The organism is Stenotrophomonas sp. GW821-FHT01H02A (assembly GCF_059422145.1).
The window spans coordinates 243,891-261,121 of the sequence record NZ_JBWKWI010000002.1; the positions used below are offsets into that span (position 1 = coordinate 243,891).

Sequence of the window (17,231 nt, forward strand, 5' to 3'; positions counted from 1 at the left end):
ACGCGAGGCCATGGCCCGCCTGACGGCGTGGTTCGCCAGCCGGGGCTGGGCGCCGCTGCCGTTCCAGAAAACGATGTGGAAGCATTACCTGGCCGGTGACTCAGGCCTGCTGCACACGCCCACCGGCAGCGGCAAGACGCTGGCGATGTTCGGCGGGCCGCTGCTGCAGGCCCTGCACGACCCGCCACCACGTACCACCCGGGGCCGCGCGAAAACCCCGGTGCCGGTCCTGCAGGTGCTGTGGATCACGCCGCTGCGGGCACTGGCCGCCGACACCGCGCGCGCGCTGCGCGAGCCCCTGGACGCGCTCGGGCTGCACTGGCAGGTCGGCCTGCGCACCGGCGACGCCAGCGCGCGCGATAAACGCCTGGCACGCGAGGGCCGGCTGGATGTGCTGGTGACCACGCCGGAGTCACTGGCGCTGCTGCTCAGCTATCCCGACACGATGGCGCGCCTGCAGCACCTGCGCTGCGTGGTCGTGGACGAGTGGCACGAACTGCTCGGCAACAAGCGCGGCGTGCTGCTGCAGTTGAACCTGCGCCGCCTGCGCGATGCCCTGCCCGCCCTGCAGGTATGGGGGCTGTCGGCCACGCTGGGCAACCTGGACGAAGCGCGCGACGTGCTGCTGCCGGACGTGCCCGACGCGCCGCTGGTGGCCGGCGCGCGCCCGCGCCCGGTCAGCGTGGAAACGCTGCTGCCCGCGCAGGGCGAACGTTTCCCGTGGGCCGGACACCTGGGTCTGTCGCAGCTGCAGCGCGTGCTGGAAAAACTGCTGGCGGTGCGTACCAGCCTGCTGTTCACCAACACGCGCGCCCATGCCGAACTCTGGCACCAGGCGCTCTCGGCAGTGTGGCCGGAAGACCCGGGCACGCTGGCCCTGCATCACGGCTCGCTCGATCCCGCGTTGCGGCGCGCTGCGGAGGAAGGGCTGCGCGAGGGCCGGTTGCGCTGCGTGGTCGCCACCTCCAGCCTGGATCTCGGTGTCGACTTTCCCAGTGTCGACCAGGTGCTGCAGATCGGCAGCCCCAAGGGCATCGCTCGGTTGCTGCAGCGCGCGGGACGCGCCAAACACCGCCCCGGCGAATCCGGGCACATCGTGTGCGTGCCGTCGCACGCGCTGGAACTGGTCGAGTACGCGGCTGCGCGCCGTGCACTGGCTCACGGCCACATCGAGGCACGCCGGCCGCTGCGCTTGTCGCTGGATGTGTTGGCGCAGCATGCGGTGAGCTGTGCACTCGGCGGCGGCTTCGATCCCGACGTGCTGTTCGGTCAGGTGCGGCGCACGCACGCGTTCGCCGGTCTGGACCGCGTGCACTGGGATGGCGTGCTGGAGTTCATCGTGCAGGGCGGCCGCGCGCTGTCGCAGTACCCGGATTTCCACAAAGTCGTGCGCGATGGCGATGGCCTCTACCGCGTGCATGACCGTCGCGTCGCGCTGCGTCACCGCTTGTCCATCGGCACCATCACCAGCGATGGCAGTGTCATGGTGCAGTTCCTGCGCGGCGGCCGGCTGGGTGCGGTGGAAGAACAGTTCCTCAGCCGGCTGCGCCCCGGGGATCGCTTCCAGTTCGCCGGCCGCCTGCTGGAACTGGTGCGGCTGGAGAATCTGACCGCCTACGTGCGGAAGGCGCGGGGCGGAGACGGTGTTGTGCCGCGCTGGCAGGGGGGGCGGCTACCGCTGTCCGACGCACTGGGCCACGAAATGGAGACGGTGCTGGCCCGTTCCGCCGACAGCCCGGAGATGCGCTGGCTGGCGCCGCTGCTGGCACTGCAGACGCGCCTGTCGGCCCTGCCCGGCCCGGCGCTGCTGGTCGAACACGTGCGCCGTCGCGAGGGCCAGTTCGTGTTCGTGTATCCCTTCGCCGGGCGCCAGGTCAATGAAGGGCTGGCCGCGTTGATGGCGATGCGCTGGACGCGCCTGCAGGCCAATACGTTCGGCTATGCGGCCAACGACTATGGGTTCGTACTCGCACCGGCGCGCCCGGTCGAGATCGATGCGGCGCGCGTGCGTACCTTGCTGGCACCGGAGGGACTGCTTAGCGATCTGCGCGACAGCCTCAACCTCGGCGAACTGGCCCGTCGCCAGTTCCGCGACATCGCGCGCGTGTCGGGCATGCTGGTTCCCGCACTGCCTGGCCGAACACCGCGCAGCCTGCGCCAACTGCAGGCCTCCAGCGGGCTGCTGTACGACGTGCTGCGCCAGCACGATCCGGATCACATCCTGCTGACGCTGGCCGAACACGAAGTGCTGCACGATCAACTCGATCTTGAAAGCCTGGGCCGCGCGTTGGCGTCCTGCCAGGCACGCACGCTGAGCGTGCAGCACCCCACCAGCCTGGGGCCGCTGTCCTTCCCGCTCTGGGCCGAACGCCTGCGCGGCCAGCTCAGCAACGAAGACTGGAAGACCCGCGTCCTGCGCGCTGCACAGCAACTGGAGAAGCGCCATGGCGCCTGAACTGCCGATCACCCTCGCCGGCGAAACCGTCCATCTGCTCGGCGCGCGGGCGCTGCATTGGCCGTCGCGCGATGCGCTGTTGATCGCCGATCTGCATCTGGGCAAGGCGGACCTGTTCCGCCGGTCGGGCATCGGCCTGCCCAGCGGCGGCACCTCCGATGATCTGCAGCGTCTGGGCGCCCTGGTTGAGCAGCACGCCATCCGCCATCTGTGGGTACTCGGCGATGTGCTGCACGGCGCCGCGCACCGGGCCGCGTGGTACCGCCAGTGGCAGGGCTGGCGCGAGCAGCATCCACAGCTGTGGATCGGCGCACTCGAAGGCAATCATGACCGTGTACTGCCCAAGGCCGACCTGGGCATCGAGCTGCTGGGCGAACGCATCCAGGAAGGGCCGTTCCTGCTGCGTCATGCACCGCAGCCGCAGCCCGGGCTGCATGTGCTGTGCGGTCACCTGCATCCGCTGGCCCGGTTGCCGGGCATGCAACGCCGTTGGCCAGCGTTCTGGCTGCGCGAGGGAATGACGATCCTGCCGGCATTTTCGGGATTCACTGCCGGCATCGCACCTGTGCTCAGCGCGGGAGAACGTCTGGTGGCCTGCGTCGAAGACCAGGCCATTGCGTTGCCGTCGCGCTAGCGCAACCAGCGCGCAACCAGAGCAACCGCGTGTGGATCAGGCCGCGGACACCAACAGCTCGGGCATCAGCCGGATGTCCGGCGCGTGCGGATTGGGCCGCACCGGTTGCCGCTGGATCGCGGCCAACATCTCGTGGGCAGCGGCACGGATGCGCGGGTGATGCTCCGGCGCAGCGTGCGTGATCAGGCTGGTCACATGGAACTCGAACACGTCTTCCATCACGTCCGGCTGATCCTCATGCAACATCTGCAGGAGTCCGCGCAGTTTGCGGATTTCACTTTCCAGAGTTTCGGCCGAGAACAGCATTTCAATCTCCTTGGGTTGCGATCGGTCCACCGGACCGTAGGTCGCAAACGCAGCTTCACCCTACCACCCCGCAGTCGCGGGGCTCCAAGCGATCAGGCATCGGACACGAGGCCGCGGAAGCCGCAGGTCGCGCATGGTTGAAACACACGCACGCTGCGTTTGCCTGAGTGTTGTCCCACGTGGACGGTGAGTCCAACGTCAATGAATGTTATTCACGCCTTCACATGCGCGCATCGCCTGCATGAACCCGGGCGACAAGGGCAGTCTGCCGAGCCAACCCTGCTGCGTTCCGCTGAGCACGCGCAGCATGTGTCCACGCCCGCCTGGCAGACGGCCCATCGGCTGGAACAGCACATCGCGGGCGCGTGCCAGGCCATCCCGTTCGGACTGGAACAGCGGCGTCAGCCAGCGACTCCAGTACTGGTAGATCGCTACGTGCGCGCGTCGCCGGGCCTGGTAGGCCTGCAGCGCGATGTCACGGTCCGCATGCGCGCGCAGCGCGTCGCGCAGCGCCAGTGCATCCATCAGCGCCATGTTGACGCCCTGCCCCAACTGGGGGCTCATTGCGTGGGCGGCATCCCCCACCAGCACCAGCCGCTCGCGGTGCCAGCGCGAGAGCACTGCGTCCCGATACCCGGCACGGGCCAGCTGCGCCGCTTCGCACACGCCCGCCAGCCGCTCGTGCGCCTGCGGCCACAACGTCGCGATCTCATCGAGCCATCGCGCCATGCCATCCTGCTCCCACTGCACGAACTGGTCGCGTGGCAGGCTCCAGAAGAAACTCAACTGCGCAACATCGTTGCCCGGCCGCGTGCCTACCGGCAGCAGCCCGATCATCTTGCGCGCGGCCACGTAGCGTTGGCGCAGTTCGTCGACATGCGCCCAGTCGCCGCGCGGCAGCAGGCACCACAGCGCGCCCCAGGGGTATTCGCGGTCCAGCGCGGTGCCCTGCACCTGTGCGCGCAGCGAGGAGGCGGCGCCATCGGCGGCGATCACCAGATCGTAGGGACCATGCCAGCGCCCGTCGACGTCACGCACGCGCCCCTGCGCGGTATCCACCTCGACGATGGTGGTGCCGGCCTGCAGGTTGCCGGACTGTTCCCAGGCATCGGCCAACAGCGAGAACAACGCACCACGCTGCATGCCCACGCCGTGCAGTGCGCCATCCAGGTGCGCATAACGCATGTCCATGACGGCACGCCCGCACGGAGTTTCGCCGTACAGCCGGCGTACGGCGGCACCGTGCTGCAGTACTGCAGGCAGCAATCCCATCTGGAAGAGCACGTCCAGCCCGGTCGGCTGCAGCAGGAACCCGGCCCCGACCGGACCCGGCTGCGCCGCGCGCTCGAAAACGTGGACGTCGTGATGATCACGTGAAAGCAGGATCGACAGAGCTTGGCCGGCGGTGCCGTAGCCGACGATGGCGATGGTGCGACGAGAGGTCATGCGTGGACTCGATGATGAAAAAAAACCCCGCCGAAGCGGGGTTTTTCAATGCGCAGCGCGAGAGATCACTCTGCCGACGGCACGATGTTCGAGGCTTGGGCGCCCTTCGGGCCCTGGGTCACGTCATAGGTGACCTTCTGGCCTTCCTGCAGACTGCGGAAGCCCTTGGAGTTGATCGCGGAGAAGTGCGCGAAGACGTCGGCGCTGCCGTCCTCCGGCGAGATAAAGCCAAATCCCTTGGCGTCGTTGAACCACTTGACGGTACCGTTCGGCATGGTAATGCGAGACCTTCTTCTATGAATGGGTGGTGTACGCTCAACCAGCGCACTGGCGGAGTATGCAAACCTTGTACCGTAATGACAATCACCCCCGTGCCAATTCTCCGATCAATTCCGGCAGGCCGGAGGAGGCAGCGTCCACATTGGCCAGCACTTCGGCCATCGTGATCTCATCGCCATCGCCACAACCGGCCGCCCAGTTGGCCACGATCGCCAGGCAGGCGTAGTCCAGGCCGAGCTCGCGGGCGAGGCTTGCTTCGGGCATGCCGGTCATGCCGACCAGATCACAGCCATCGCGGCGCATGCGCGCGATTTCCGCATTGGTCTCCAGCCGCGGGCCCTGCGTGGCCCCGTAGCAGCCGCCATCCTGCAGGCGCACGCCGGTGACTTTCGCCGCCGCCAGCACCTTGCTGCGCAGCATCGGCGTGTACGGATGGCCGAAGTCCACGTGCAGCACCTCGGTGCCCGGCTCTTCGCACAGGGTGGAGATGCGGCCCCAGGTGTAATCGATCAGCTGGTCCGGACAGGCCAGCACGCGCGGCCCGAACTGTTCGGTGATGCCACCGACCGTATTGAGCGCGAGCACGCGCTGCGCGCCGATCTGCTGCAGGGCGGCCAGGTTGGCGCGGTAATTGATCTTGTGCGGCGGCAGCGAGTGGCCTTCACCGTGGCGGGCCAGGAAGGCCACGCGCTGGCCCAGCAGCGTGCCGACGCGGATCGGGCCGGACGGCGTGCCATAGCGGGTGTCGACCTGATGGCTGCTCACGTCGTCGAGCTGGGCCAGCTTGTAGACGCCGGTGCCGCCGATGACGGCAAGGGAAATGTGCTCCATCATTCCTTCATCGCGTAGATGGCAGGCACGCAGCGCAGCGTCTCGTTGACGTCCATGCCGAAACCGAACACATAACGATCCGGCAGATCGATGCCGGCGTAGTCGGCCTTGACGTCCGGCAGCGCGCGGTCGTGCAGCTTGACCGTCAGCGCCGCGATGCGCACGTCGGTGGCACCCTGCTCCAGGCACCAGGTGCGCACGCCCTGCAGGGTGTAGCCCTCGTCGAGGATGTCATCGACCAGCAGCACGCGGCGGCCGAACAGCGCGGTGGCCGGCTTGTGCTTCCAGACCAGATCGCCGCCGGTGGTTTCACCGCGGTAACGGGTCGCGTGCAGGTAATCGAACTGCACGTCCTGGCCGCGTGCGCCCAGTTCCAGCGCGAGCTGGCCGGCGAACGGCAGCGCGCCGTGCATGATCGACAGGAACAGCGGGACCTCGCCCTTGTAATCGCGCGCGATGGCGTCGGCGATGCCAGCGATGGCCTTGTCGATGGTGGGACGGTCGACCAGCAGGTCGGCCTGGGCCAGGGCCTGGGAAATGGTGAGGTTGGGCATCAGACGGTTCTTCCAAGGGTGTCAAGCAAACGGGATTGGGTGGTGCCATGGCGGGAATCGGCCAGCAGGCCGTCCCAGCCCAGCGCGCCGCGGCCGATCAGGCCGAGCAGCGCAGCGGTGTTGAGGGTGCGGCCTTCGACCGCGCGCAGCGATTCTTCCACCAGCTCGGGGTGGCAGACCAGCACCACGTCGCAACCGGCATCCAGATGCGCGTCCACGCGCGCCTTCACCCCACCGGCGGAGAACGAGCCGGCCATGCCGATGTCATCGGAGAAGACGACCCCGCGGAAGCCCATCTCCCCGCGCAGGATCTGCTGGATCCAGCGCGGCGAGTAGCCGGCCGGCTCCGGCGCGACCTGCGGGTAGACCACGTGGGCCATCATCACTGCATCGGCGCCGGCGGCGATGCCAGCCTTGAACGGGATCAGATCCTGCGCGCGCAGTTCATCGAGCGAACGCGGATCGCTGGCGTCATGGAAATGGGTGTCTTCCAGCACGGTGCCGTGCCCGGGGAAATGCTTCAGGGTGGCCGCCATGCCAACGCTGTGCATGCCACGCACGTAGGCCGCGGTGAAGGCAGCGACCACCTGCGGATCGGCGCTGAAGGCGCGATCGCCGATGGCCAGGTTGCCGCGGCCCAGGTCGACCACCGGGGCGAAGCTGAGATCCACGCCGCTGGCGCGCACTTCGCTGGCCATCAGCCAGGCGTGCTGCTCGGCCAGGGCCAGCGCGGCCTCCGGGTCGCTGGCGTACAGCGCGTCGAAGCCCTGCAGCGGCGGCAGTGCGCTGTAACCGTCGCGGAAGCGCTGCACGCGGCCGCCTTCCTGGTCCACGCAGATCAGCTGCGGGCGCGGCGCGGCGGCACGGATGGCCGCCGACAGCGCGGCGATCTGCTCGCGCGAGGCGAAGTTGCGCTTGAACAGGATGACGCCGGCCACGGCGTCGTGCTGCAGCCACTCGCGTTCCTGGGCGGTGAGTTCGGTCCCGGCAACGCCGATCACGAGCATGGGGTGTCTCCAATACGGGGCGCCACCATGGCGCACTGCCGCATTGTCGCAGAACCCGCGCGCAGCGTCAGACCTTGCAGCCGTCCGGGCCGCAGCCGTCGGCCTGGGCCGCAGGACCGGCGGGGGTGCTTTCCGCGGCGATCTGGCGCAGGGCCTGGGCGAACGCCTCCGGTGGCTGGGCGCCCTGGATGGCGTACTTGTCGTCGATCACAAAGGTGGGCACGGACTGAATGCCGAAGCGCTGCGCCTGTGCCAGCTGCGCCTGGATCTCCGCCAGCCCTTCTTCGCCGGCCAGCAGGGCGGTGATCCGTTCGGCGCCCAGGCCACCGGCGGCGCCGGCGTCGATCAGCGTCTGCGGGTCCGCCAAGTTCCGGCCCTCTGCGAAATGCGCGCGGAACAGCGCCTCGCCAACGGCCGCCTGCACGCCTTCACGCCCGGCCAGCCACATCAGGCGGTGCGCCGGCAGCGTGGTGACCCGGACCTGGCCCTGGTCGAAATCCATCGGCAGGCCTTCGGCGCGCGCCGCGGCCTGGGTCTGGGTGAGGATCTGTTCGGTGCGCTCGGCACTGCCGAACTTGGCCGCATACGCCTGACGCAGCGGGACCGGGGTGGTACCCGCGTCGGGGTCGAGCAGGAACGGGTGCCAGTGCACCTCCACCTCAGGGGCGTCTTCGCCAAGCAACGCCAGCCCCTGCTGGAACCGGTGCTTGCCGATCCAGCACCAGGGGCACACCACATCCGACCAGATATCGATTTTCATCTGGCCAGATTGTGGGCCGGGAGGAAGGTTTACAAGGGCGGCAGGTCAGCCGCGTTCAGCGCTGGACCAGCGTGAAAACGGGTGCGCGGCCAGGGCCAGGTTGTAGTAGCGCACCTGGTCGGTGACTTCCGCTCCCGCCCAGTCGGGCAGCGTGACCGCCTGCTCGGCATGCTCAAGCTCCACTTCGGCCACCACCAGCCCGGCGTTCTCGCCCAGGAACTCGTCCACCTCCCAGAGCAGCCCGTCATGCTCGACCAGGTGCCTGCGCTTGTCGATCAGCCCGCCGACGCACAGCGCCAGCAGCGCGCGCGCGTCCTCCACCGGGATCGGATAATCGAACTCCTGCCGGGTGTGCCCGATCTCGCGCGACTTCATGTTGAGGAACGCCTGTTCGCCCTGGATGCGTACGCGCACCGAGGCTTTCTGCGCGCCACTGTCCAGCGAAGCGGTGTCGTTGAGATAGCCCTGCACCATCGGGATCACCGCGTGCGCGGCGGTCCGCCAGCCTTCACCGGTGACGAGGTATTTGCGTTCGATTTCAATGCCCATGCGCACAGTATGCGGCGATCACCGCAATGCGACCACGGCCGGCTTCTATACTGCCCGGCTACCCTGCAAGGACGCCCCCATGAAGCCCCACTTCCCTGCCCTGCTGCTGACGCTGCTGCCGCTGGGCACGTTCGCCGCCACGCCGCCCTCGCCTGCACAGATCGAGGCGGCGGTGATGGCGATGGTCGAAGTGGAGAAGAAACCGACCGCCTCCACCCAGGACCTGTTGCTGCAGTCGATGTATACCCCGCGTGGGTTCGAGCATGGCCCGTGCTTTGCCAGCACCGCGGTCGCCGGCGCTTACGAGTGCCTGGTCGGTATGCAGATCGGCCTGAAGAACCGCTACCGGATGCTGCGCTTCGTCCCGCAGGGCATGGGCTGGGCGATGCAGCGGGCCGACGTCGACGCGCCGGTTCCCCCACGCGAGCGTGTCCGCACGCTGCTCAACGCGCAGCTTGATCGTCGTGCCGCGTCCATCGACGACGCTGCCACCCGCGAGGAACTGCGCGCGTTCCAGCAGCGGCTGCAGATCCTGACGATCGAGGACTGCGAACTGCGCAGCACGCAGGTGCCGGAGATCCGCTGCGATGTCACCGCCGGGGATGACAACGAGCGCGGCACCGACCAACAGACCTATGTGTTCGACGCACACGGCCAGTGGCAGAATGCCGCGCCGGAGGACGGGCGCTGCTCAGCGCTTTTCGAACACCGCGATGCTTTCCACGTGCGCGGTGTGCGGGAACATGTCCATCGCGCCGGCCGAGACCAGGGTGAACCCCTGCTCGTTGACCAGGTAACCGGCGTCGCGGGCGAGCGAGCCCGGATGGCAGCTCACGTAGACGATGCGCTTGAACTGCTTCAGCGGCAGCTGCTGCAGCACTTCGATGGCGCCCGAGCGCGGTGGATCCAGCAGCAGCTTGTCGAAGCCCTGGCGCATCCACGAGGCCTGGCGCTGGTCCTGGGTCAGATCGGCGGCATGGAACTCGGCATTCTCCAGCCCGTTGCGCACTGCGTTCTCACGCGCACGCGCCACCAGGCCGGCATCGCCTTCCACCCCGACCACGTTGCGCACGGTGCGCGCCAGCGGCAGGGTGAAATTGCCCAGCCCACAGAACAGATCGAGCACGCGCTCGTCCGGACCGGCATCCAGCAGGGCCAGCGCATGCTTGATCATCTGCACGTTGAGCTTGGCATTGACCTGGATGAAGTCCAGCGGGCGGAACGCCAGCTCGACATCCCACGGCGCCAGCTTGAATGACAACGGCACCTCGGCCGGCCACAGTGGCTGCACCGACTCCACCCCACCGGGCTGCAGCGAGATCGCGAAACCGTGTTCCTGCCCGAAGGCGATCCACGCGGCCCGGTCGGCCTCGCTGAGCGGCTGCATGTGACGGATGGTCAGCATGATCGCTTCATCGCCAGCGATGAATTCGATCTGCGGGATATCGCGTTTGCCATCGAGCGTTTCGATGAACTCGGCGAGCACGCCGACCTTCGTGCCGATTTCCGGAATGACGGTCAGGCACTGGCCCAGGTCCGCGACGAAGCGCGGGTCCAGCTCGCGGAAGCCGACCAGGGTCTTGTCCTTCTTCTCGACCCGGCGCACCGAGAAACGGCCCTTGCGGCGGTAGCCCCAGCTGTCGCCGACCAGCGGCGGCAGCACGCTGCCGGGACTGACATGGCCGATCCGGGTCAGGTTGTCGATCAGCACCCGCTGCTTGGCGACGATCTGCTGCGATTCTTCCAGATGCTGCAGCACGCAGCCGGCACAGACGCCGAAATGCGGGCAACGCGGGGTCACCCGCTGCGGCGAGGCCTGCACCACTTCCACGGTCCGCGCTTCATCGAAATGGCGGTTGCGTGCGGTCGGCTCGGCGGTCACCACTTCACCCGGCAGCGCGCCGGTGATGAAGGTGACCTTGCCACCCTCGCCATCGCGGCGGGCAACGCCACGGCCATCATGGCTGAGGTCGAGGATGTCGGTCTGGAAGGGGGTACGGTCGAGGCGGGATCGGGTTCGGGCCACGTGGCAACAGGCTGCGGGCAAAAAGGGTGCGTATTGTCGCAGATACCAACTCCAAGCTGAGCCGATATGCGTCCGGGAGGCTTGCGGCGGGCCACTTCACGTTTAAGATGGAGGCAGCTGACATGGAGGCAGCCCCAATGCAGATGACCCCGAGGGATCCCATGCCCCGATTCCTGCTCGTCGAGGACGACACCATCAGCCGCGGCTTCTTCAAGGCCGCGCTGGAGACCCTGCCGGCCCAGGTCGATACCGCCGATTCCCTGGCCACGGCGATGGACCGCGCCCGCGGCAGCCAGCACGACCTGTGGCTGATCGACGTGAACCTGCCGGATGGCAATGGCACCCAGCTGCTGCAGGAACTGCGCCGCTCGCGGCCGGACACGCCGGCACTGGCACATACCGCCGATGGCGACACCTCGATCCACTCGCGCCTGCGCGATGCCGGTTTCAGCGAGACCCTGATCAAACCCCTGAGCCGCGAGCACCTGCTCAAGGCGGTCCGTCGCGCCCTGGTCCACACCGCCGGCAGCCTGTCGGCCCCGGTCGATGTGGACGCCGAGGACGCCGAGGATCCACGCCAGGATTGGGATGAAACCACGGCCCTGGCGGCCCTGAACGGACAGCGCCACCACCTGATCGCGCTGCGCGAGCTGTTCCTGGCCGAATTGCCCGGCGTCCGCGATGCGGTGGCCCAGGCGCTGCGCGAGCACGATGTACGGTCGCTGCGCGGGCAACTGCACCGGCTGCAGGCCAGCTGCGGGTTCGTGGGCGCTGCGCGGCTGGCCCGGGCGGTCCGCCAGTTGCACCAGGCCCCGGAGTCGACCGCCGCCCAGGGCCGCTTCCGCGTCGCGGTCGACGCACTGCTGCAGTAGGTCCGGGGTTACGGGCGGCGCCGGGCCAGATCTTCCAGCATTTCCCAGGATTTCAACCCCCGCCCGCCCAGATGGTGCATCAGTACCGCACGCATCGGCCGGCGCAGGCTGCCCAGGTCTTCCGGCCCCGGCATCTCATCGGCCGCCAGCGCCAACAGCGCACTGCCGGTGGCCGTGCCGCGGCGCTGATCGACGCCGCGGTCGCTGAGCAACCGGCGCGGCCCCTCCTGCGGGTCCAGTTCGTAGCGTGCCGCGGGGTCGACCGGCGCCTCGTCACTGCCATGCAGCAGGTCGAATCCAACGCCCAGCGCTTCCAGCAGATCGCGCTCGAAACGACGCAGGGTCCAGGCCAGCGGCTGCCCGTCGCGCAGCCGGGCCCTGACCTGCGCGTAATGATCGTAAAGCTCGGGCAGCGGGTCCTCGCGTGGCGCCAGCCGCATCATCAATTCGTTGATGTAGAACCCGGCCAGCATCGCTTCGCCGGTCAGCCGCGGCGCGGCATCCAGCGCCTCGGCTCCGCGCAGCCGGGCCAGTTCACCACGTTGCACGGCGGTCAGGCGGATCCACTGCAGCGGCTGCAGGGCCGCGCGCAGCGCTTGGCTGCGCGGGCTGGACACGCCTCGGGCAAGCACCCCGATCCGGCCGTACTGCTCGGTCAGCACCTCGACCAGCAGGCTGGTTTCCCGCCACGGCCGGGCGTGGAGCACGAACGCCGGCTCATCGTCGATGCGCATGATTCAACCGCCCGGGGCTGGCGTGGCCGGCTTATTCGTAGCCGAACGCCTTGAGCGCGGCCTCGTCGTCGGACCAGCCTTCGCGCACGCGGACCCAGGTTTCCAGGAAGACCTTGGCGCCGAACAGCCGCTCCATCTGCAGGCGCGACTTGGCGCCGATCTCCTTCAGGCGGGTGCCGGCCTTGCCGATCACGATCGCCTTCTGGCCTTCGCGCTCGACCCAGATCACCGCGCCGATGCGCAGCAGGTTGCCGTCTTCGACGAAGCGCTCGATCTCGACCGTGGTGGCGTACGGCAGTTCTTCGCCGAGCTGGCGCATCAGCTGCTCGCGCACCAGTTCACCGGCGAGGAAGCGCTGGCTGCGGTCGGTGATCTCGTCCTCGCCGAACATCGGCGGGGCTTCCGGCAACAGCTTCAGCAGGTCGCGGACCAGCGATTCCAGGCCGTTGCGCTTCTGCGCCGAGATCGGGTGCACGGCCGCGAACGTGCGGCCCTCGGTGACCTGCTGCAGGAACGGCAACAGCGCGCCCTTGTCCTTCAGGCGGTCGATCTTGTTGACCACCAGCACCACCGGGATGCCCGAGTCGCTGAGCACGTTGAACGCCAGGGTGTCTTCCTCGTCCCAGCGGCCGGCTTCGATCACCAGCATGCCGGCGTCCACGCCCTCGAGCGAGCCGCGCGCGGCGCGGTTCATCACCCGGTTCATGGCGCGCTTCTGCGCACGGTGCAGGCCGGGGGTATCGACCAGCACGATCTGCCCTTCCGGGTAGCTGGCGATGCCCAGCAGCCGGTGCCGCGTGGTCTGCGGGCGGTTGGAGACGATGCTGACCTTGGCGCCAACCAGGGCGTTGGTCAGGGTGGATTTGCCGACGTTGGGGCGACCGATGACGGCCACGCTGCCGGAACGATGGGGGGTAGCTTCGTTCACTTGGAATCCAGTTGCTCGAGGGCGGCGGCAGCCGCTTGTTGTTCGGCCAGCCGTCGCGAGGCACCTTCGCCTTCGGTGCTGACAGCGGGGTCGGTTACGCCGCAGCGTACCCGGAAGGTCTTGGCGTGATCGTCACCCGATTCTGACACCAGCTCATACAGGGGCAAGGCCTTCTGACGGGCCTGCAGCCATTCCTGCAGCCGGGTCTTGGGGTCTTTCTCGGGCTTGCCGGTGGCCGGCAGGGCCTGCATCGAGGCACTGAACCACGGCAGCACCACCGTGCGGCAGGCGGCGAAGCCGGCATCGAGGTAGATCGCCGCGACCACCGCCTCCAGCGCGTCGGCCAGGATGGAGTCGCGGCGGTGGCCGCCGGTCTTCATCTCGCCGGGCCCCAGGATCAGGCGGTCGCCCAGCTGCAGTTCGCGCGCGATCACCGCCAGCGCGCCTTCGCGCACCAGTTCGGCACGGGCACGGGTCAGCGCGCCCTCGTCGGCCTTGGGCCAGCGTTCGTAGAGCGCCTGGGCCACCATCATGTTGACGATGCTGTCGCCGAGGAATTCCAGCCGCTCATTGTTGGGCGTGCCGGCGCTGCGATGCGTCAGCGCCTGCTGGAGCAGGCCCGGATCGTTGAAGGCGTGACCGATCAGGTCACCGCGTTGGAAGGTCTTAGTCGGCACCGCTACGGGTCAATTCCTGGTTTGAATCAAATTTGCCCACCACGTCCAGGTTGCCGATCATTTCACGGCGCACTTCGTAGTAGACCTTCATGTTCCAGCCGCCATCGATGCGATCGAACTTCACGTCGGCGGGTTTCACGTTCTCGGAGTAATTGATGTACAGGCGCTTGAAGAACATCTCCTGGATGCGGCGCGGCTCCATGTTGCCCACCCCGGGCTCCTTGGCCAGGCTCTTCATCGCCGACCGGACGGCGTAGTACTCCTGGTACATCGGGAACAGCTTCATCCCGATGTACAGGAAGAAGGCGACCACGATCAGCACCACCAGGAACGAGGTCAAGGTGATGCCGCGCTGCGATGTCATGTTCTTCATTGCGTTCTCCCCAGATACGCGTGTGCCATGAATCAATGGATACCCGTGCCGATCCGCGACGGTTCGAAGCCGTCCTTGCAGAACCAGCCCGAGCAGTTCAGCCAGATCAGGAAAGCCTTGCCGCGGAGATTCTCTTCCGGCAGCAGGCCCCAGAAACGGCCGTCGTCGCTGTTGTCACGATTGTCGCCCATGACCAGGTACTTGCCGGCCGGGACGGTCCACTGCCCTTCGCCGCGGGCGTAGTCGGTCTCCAGCACGGTGTGGGTCCTGCCCGGCAGGTGCTCGACCAGCAGCGAGCTGCCCTCGCCCTGGCCATTGTGGCCGGCATACAGACCCTTGTTGTCGTACTTGACCGGCTCGCCGTTGAGGATCAGCCCGTTGCCCTGGAACTCGATCTGGTCGCCCGGCACGCCGATCACGCGCTTGATGAAATTCTCGCCCTTGGCCGGATCGTTGTCGGAGTGGCCCGGGAAGTGGAACACCACCACGTCGCCGCGCTTGGGCTCGCCGAACGGCACCACCTTGGCGTTGTTCAGCGGCAGGCGCAGGCCATAGGAGAACTTGTTGACCAGGATGAAATCGCCGATCAGCAGGTTGGGCATCATCGAGCTGGACGGGATCTTGTACGGCTCGGCGATGAAGCTGCGCACCACCAGCACGATCGCCAGCACGGGGAAGAACGCCCGCGCGTAGTCGACCATCACCGGCTCGGTGTCCAGCAGGCCGGCGCGCTGGGCGCGGCGCTTGGCGAAGTACAGCTTTTCGGCCAGCAGGATCAGGCCCGAGGCCAACGTCAGTACGACCAGGAGGAGCTCAAACAATTTCATGCAGTGTCCTTGGGAACGATTGCAGCGGTGTGGTGTGCCCCTGCGCGTCCGGCGACACCGATCCGGTGCCGCCTGCCGCCGCCGGGAAAGCCATCCGGCCTTACTTGTCCATCTGCAGCACGGCCAGGAAGGCTTCCTGCGGGATTTCCACGCGGCCGACCTGCTTCATGCGCTTCTTGCCTTCTTTCTGTTTCTCAAGCAGCTTCTTCTTGCGCGAAACGTCGCCACCATAGCACTTGGCCAGCACGTTCTTGCGCATCGCCTTGACCGTGGTGCGCGAGATGATCTGCGAGCCGACGGCGGCCTGGATGGCCACGTCGAACATCTGCCGCGGGATCAGTTCCTTCATCTTCTCGCACAGCTCGCGGCCGCGACGATCGGCGTGGCTGCGGTGCACGATCAGCGACAGCGCGTCGACCTTGTCGCCGTTGATCAGCACGTCCACGCGGACGAACGGGCCGGCATCGAAGCGCACGAAGTGGTAGTCCAGCGAGGCATAGCCACGGCTGACCGACTTGAGCTTGTCGAAGAAGTCCAGCACCACCTCGGCCATCGGCAGCTCATAGCTGATCTGCACCTGGCTGCCCAGGTAGTTGATGCCGAGCTGGCTGCCGCGCTTTTCTTCGCACAGCTTGATGATGTTGCCGATGTACTCTTCGGGGGTGAGCACGTTGGCGCGGATGATCGGCTCGCGGATCTCATCGACCTGGTTCACCGGCGGCAGCTTGGCCGGGTTGTCCATGTTGATGATGGTGCCGTCGGTCTTGAGCACTTCATAGACCACGGTCGGCGCGGTGCTGATCAGGTCCAGGTTGTACTCGCGCTCCAGGCGTTCCTGCACGATCTCCATGTGCAGCATGCCCAGGAAGCCGCAGCGGAAGCCGAAGCCCATCGCCTCGGAGCTTTCCGGCTCGAAGCGCAGCGCGGCATCGTTCAGGCGCAGCTTGTCCAGCGCTTCGCGCAGGTCCGGGTAATCCTCGGCATCGACCGGGAACAGGCCGGCGAACACGCGTGGCTGCATTTCCTGGAAGCCCGGCAGCGGCTTGGCGGCCGGGTCGGCGGCCATGGTCAGGGTATCGCCGACCGGTGCGCCATGTACGTCCTTGATGCTGGCGGTGACCCAGCCCACTTCACCGGCGCGCAGGGCCGGCAGCACCTTGCGCTTGGGGGTGAACACGCCGACGTTGTCGACCTGGTGGTTGCGGCCGGTGGACATCACCTGCAGCTTGTCGCCGGCCTTGATCTGGCCCTGCATCACGCGCACCAGCGAGACCACGCCCAGGTAGTTGTCGAACCACGAGTCGATGATCAGCGCCTGCAGCTTGTCGGTATCGCGCGGTACCGGCGGCGGGATGCGATGCACGATCGCCTCCAGCACGTCCTGCACGTTCAGGCCGGTCTTGGCGCTGACCGGCACGGCGTCGGTCGCGTCGATGCCGATCACGGCCTCGATCTCGGCCTTGGCGCGCTCGATATCGGCGGTGGGCAGGTCGATCTTGTTGATCACCGGCACCACTTCCAGGCCCTGCTCGACGGCCGTGTAGCAGTTGGCCACGGACTGCGCTTCCACGCCCTGGGCCGCATCGACCACCAGCAGCGCGCCTTCGCAGGCGGCCAGCGAGCGGCTGACTTCATAGGAGAAGTCGACATGCCCGGGGGTGTCGATGAAGTTCAGGTGGTAAGTCTGGCCGTCTTTGGCGACGTACGGCAGCGAGACCGACTGGGCCTTGATGGTGATGCCACGCTCGCGCTCGATCGGGTTCGAGTCGAGCACCTGCGCCTCCATTTCACGGGCCTGGAGGCCACCGCAAAGCTGGATGATGCGATCGGCCAGCGTGGACTTGCCGTGGTCGACGTGGGCGATGATGGAGAAGTTGCGGATGAACCGCATCGAATCAGAAGACATAGGTGGCGGCGGCGCGTCGCGTCGTCAGGATGACTGCGGATTATCGCATGGCCGGCCCGGTCCCGCG

The 17,231-nt window shown here is 67.5% G+C and carries 19 protein-coding genes; 3 read left to right on the forward strand and 16 right to left on the reverse strand.

Going from position 1 to position 17,231, the window contains the following annotated elements:
* The first annotated feature begins 10 nt into the window (after positions 1-10).
* Positions 11-2,455, forward strand: a complete 2,445-nt coding sequence (locus tag AC07WC_RS04495; protein ID WP_495208937.1) for a ligase-associated DNA damage response DEXH box helicase — start codon at positions 11-13, stop codon at positions 2,453-2,455.
* Positions 2,445-3,089: a ligase-associated DNA damage response endonuclease PdeM gene (gene pdeM / locus AC07WC_RS04500; RefSeq protein ID WP_495208938.1), complete on the forward strand. Its 645-nt coding sequence runs from the start codon at positions 2,445-2,447 to the stop codon at positions 3,087-3,089. Before AC07WC_RS04495 ends, pdeM begins: the two co-directional genes overlap by 11 nt.
* Positions 3,090-3,125: 36 nt before the next feature.
* Here the strand turns inward: pdeM and AC07WC_RS04505 are convergent, their stop codons facing one another.
* The 10 genes from AC07WC_RS04505 to rlmD all read right to left on the reverse strand — a co-directional run bounded on the left by AC07WC_RS04505 (position 3,126) and on the right by rlmD (position 10,847).
* Positions 3,126-3,395 carry a hypothetical protein gene (locus AC07WC_RS04505; RefSeq protein WP_495208939.1) on the reverse strand — a complete coding sequence of 90 codons (270 nt, stop codon included), beginning with the start codon at positions 3,393-3,395 and terminating at the stop codon, positions 3,126-3,128.
* 198 nt (positions 3,396-3,593) lie between these two features.
* Entirely contained in the window at positions 3,594-4,841 is a 1,248-nt protein-coding gene (locus tag AC07WC_RS04510) for an FAD-dependent oxidoreductase (protein ID WP_495208940.1), read from the reverse strand.
* 65 nt (positions 4,842-4,906) lie between these two features.
* Positions 4,907-5,116, reverse strand: a complete 210-nt coding sequence (cspE, locus tag AC07WC_RS04515) for a transcription antiterminator/RNA stability regulator CspE (protein WP_495208941.1) — start codon at positions 5,114-5,116, stop codon at positions 4,907-4,909.
* A gap of 88 nt (positions 5,117-5,204) precedes the next feature.
* Positions 5,205-5,951 (reverse strand): S-methyl-5'-thioinosine phosphorylase, encoded by a 747-nt coding sequence (locus AC07WC_RS04520; RefSeq protein WP_495208942.1) that lies wholly within the window; start codon positions 5,949-5,951, stop codon positions 5,205-5,207.
* A complete protein-coding gene (locus AC07WC_RS04525; protein WP_019183441.1) occupies positions 5,951-6,505 on the reverse strand; it encodes a hypoxanthine-guanine phosphoribosyltransferase in 555 nt (184 codons plus the stop codon). The genes AC07WC_RS04520 and AC07WC_RS04525 overlap by 1 nt, the downstream gene beginning before the upstream one ends.
* On the reverse strand, positions 6,505-7,512 hold the full coding sequence (gene nagZ / locus AC07WC_RS04530) for a beta-N-acetylhexosaminidase (RefSeq protein ID WP_495208943.1): 1,008 nt from the start codon (positions 7,510-7,512) through the stop codon (positions 6,505-6,507). Before nagZ ends, AC07WC_RS04525 begins: the two co-directional genes overlap by 1 nt.
* Positions 7,513-7,579: 67 nt before the next feature.
* Positions 7,580-8,272, reverse strand: a complete 693-nt coding sequence (locus AC07WC_RS04535) for a DsbA family oxidoreductase (protein ID WP_495208944.1) — start codon at positions 8,270-8,272, stop codon at positions 7,580-7,582.
* Positions 8,273-8,317: 45 nt separating this feature from the next.
* Positions 8,318-8,821 (reverse strand): CYTH domain-containing protein, encoded by a 504-nt coding sequence (locus AC07WC_RS04540; protein ID WP_495208945.1) that lies wholly within the window; start codon positions 8,819-8,821, stop codon positions 8,318-8,320.
* A gap of 58 nt (positions 8,822-8,879) precedes the next feature.
* Positions 8,880-9,473: a hypothetical protein gene (locus tag AC07WC_RS04545; protein WP_495208946.1), complete on the reverse strand. Its 594-nt coding sequence runs from the start codon at positions 9,471-9,473 to the stop codon at positions 8,880-8,882.
* Positions 9,474-9,512: 39 nt separating this feature from the next.
* The gene (gene rlmD / locus AC07WC_RS04550) at positions 9,513-10,847 is read right to left on the reverse strand and encodes a 23S rRNA (uracil(1939)-C(5))-methyltransferase RlmD (RefSeq protein WP_495208947.1); all 1,335 of its coding nucleotides are present in this window, start codon (positions 10,845-10,847) and stop codon (positions 9,513-9,515) included.
* Positions 10,848-10,984: 137 nt separating this feature from the next.
* On the opposite strand from rlmD, the gene AC07WC_RS04555 reads away from it, so the two are divergent.
* On the forward strand, positions 10,985-11,719 hold the full coding sequence (locus AC07WC_RS04555; RefSeq protein ID WP_495209111.1) for an Hpt domain-containing response regulator: 735 nt from the start codon (positions 10,985-10,987) through the stop codon (positions 11,717-11,719).
* A gap of 8 nt (positions 11,720-11,727) precedes the next feature.
* On the opposite strand, the gene recO is transcribed toward AC07WC_RS04555, so the two are convergent.
* From recO to lepA, 6 genes are all read right to left on the reverse strand, one after another.
* Positions 11,728-12,453, reverse strand: a complete 726-nt coding sequence (gene recO / locus AC07WC_RS04560; RefSeq protein ID WP_495208948.1) for a DNA repair protein RecO — start codon at positions 12,451-12,453, stop codon at positions 11,728-11,730.
* Between the two features lie 31 nt (positions 12,454-12,484).
* Positions 12,485-13,381, reverse strand: a complete 897-nt coding sequence (era, locus tag AC07WC_RS04565) for a GTPase Era (RefSeq protein ID WP_495208949.1) — start codon at positions 13,379-13,381, stop codon at positions 12,485-12,487.
* The gene (gene rnc, locus AC07WC_RS04570) at positions 13,378-14,058 is read right to left on the reverse strand and encodes a ribonuclease III (RefSeq protein WP_088434520.1); all 681 of its coding nucleotides are present in this window, start codon (positions 14,056-14,058) and stop codon (positions 13,378-13,380) included. Before rnc ends, era begins: the two co-directional genes overlap by 4 nt.
* Positions 14,048-14,431 carry a DUF4845 domain-containing protein gene (locus tag AC07WC_RS04575; protein ID WP_088434521.1) on the reverse strand — a complete coding sequence of 128 codons (384 nt, stop codon included), beginning with the start codon at positions 14,429-14,431 and terminating at the stop codon, positions 14,048-14,050. Before AC07WC_RS04575 ends, rnc begins: the two co-directional genes overlap by 11 nt.
* 32 nt (positions 14,432-14,463) lie before the next feature.
* A complete protein-coding gene (gene lepB, locus AC07WC_RS04580; protein WP_495208950.1) occupies positions 14,464-15,258 on the reverse strand; it encodes a signal peptidase I in 795 nt (264 codons plus the stop codon).
* Positions 15,259-15,358: 100 nt separating this feature from the next.
* Entirely contained in the window at positions 15,359-17,149 is a 1,791-nt protein-coding gene (lepA, locus tag AC07WC_RS04585) for a translation elongation factor 4 (protein ID WP_019183453.1), read from the reverse strand.
* Between the last annotated feature and the right edge of the window lie 82 nt (positions 17,150-17,231).

What these genes read in the sequence shown, in the direction of transcription:
- AC07WC_RS04555 (WP_495209111.1), top strand. Translation starts at nt 10,985, where the DNA reads ATGCAGATGACCCCGAGGGATCCCATGCCCCGATTCCTGCTCGTCGAG.
- AC07WC_RS04540 (WP_495208945.1), bottom strand. Translation starts at nt 8,821, where the DNA reads ATGGGCATTGAAATCGAACGCAAATACCTCGTCACCGGTGAAGGCTGG.
- AC07WC_RS04510 (WP_495208940.1), bottom strand. Translation starts at nt 4,841, where the DNA reads ATGACCTCTCGTCGCACCATCGCCATCGTCGGCTACGGCACCGCCGGC.
- lepB (WP_495208950.1), bottom strand. Translation starts at nt 15,258, where the DNA reads ATGAAATTGTTTGAGCTCCTCCTGGTCGTACTGACGTTGGCCTCGGGC.
- AC07WC_RS04525 (WP_019183441.1), bottom strand. Translation starts at nt 6,505, where the DNA reads ATGCCCAACCTCACCATTTCCCAGGCCCTGGCCCAGGCCGACCTGCTG.
- nagZ (WP_495208943.1), bottom strand. Translation starts at nt 7,512, where the DNA reads ATGCTCGTGATCGGCGTTGCCGGGACCGAACTCACCGCCCAGGAACGC.
- recO (WP_495208948.1), bottom strand. Translation starts at nt 12,453, where the DNA reads ATGCGCATCGACGATGAGCCGGCGTTCGTGCTCCACGCCCGGCCGTGG.
- cspE (WP_495208941.1), bottom strand. Translation starts at nt 5,116, where the DNA reads ATGCCGAACGGTACCGTCAAGTGGTTCAACGACGCCAAGGGATTTGGC.
- pdeM (WP_495208938.1), top strand. Translation starts at nt 2,445, where the DNA reads ATGGCGCCTGAACTGCCGATCACCCTCGCCGGCGAAACCGTCCATCTG.
- AC07WC_RS04575 (WP_088434521.1), bottom strand. Translation starts at nt 14,431, where the DNA reads ATGAAGAACATGACATCGCAGCGCGGCATCACCTTGACCTCGTTCCTG.
- AC07WC_RS04520 (WP_495208942.1), bottom strand. Translation starts at nt 5,951, where the DNA reads ATGGAGCACATTTCCCTTGCCGTCATCGGCGGCACCGGCGTCTACAAG.
- AC07WC_RS04495 (WP_495208937.1), top strand. Translation starts at nt 11, where the DNA reads ATGGCCCGCCTGACGGCGTGGTTCGCCAGCCGGGGCTGGGCGCCGCTG.
- AC07WC_RS04535 (WP_495208944.1), bottom strand. Translation starts at nt 8,272, where the DNA reads ATGAAAATCGATATCTGGTCGGATGTGGTGTGCCCCTGGTGCTGGATC.
- AC07WC_RS04505 (WP_495208939.1), bottom strand. Translation starts at nt 3,395, where the DNA reads ATGCTGTTCTCGGCCGAAACTCTGGAAAGTGAAATCCGCAAACTGCGC.
- lepA (WP_019183453.1), bottom strand. Translation starts at nt 17,149, where the DNA reads ATGCGGTTCATCCGCAACTTCTCCATCATCGCCCACGTCGACCACGGC.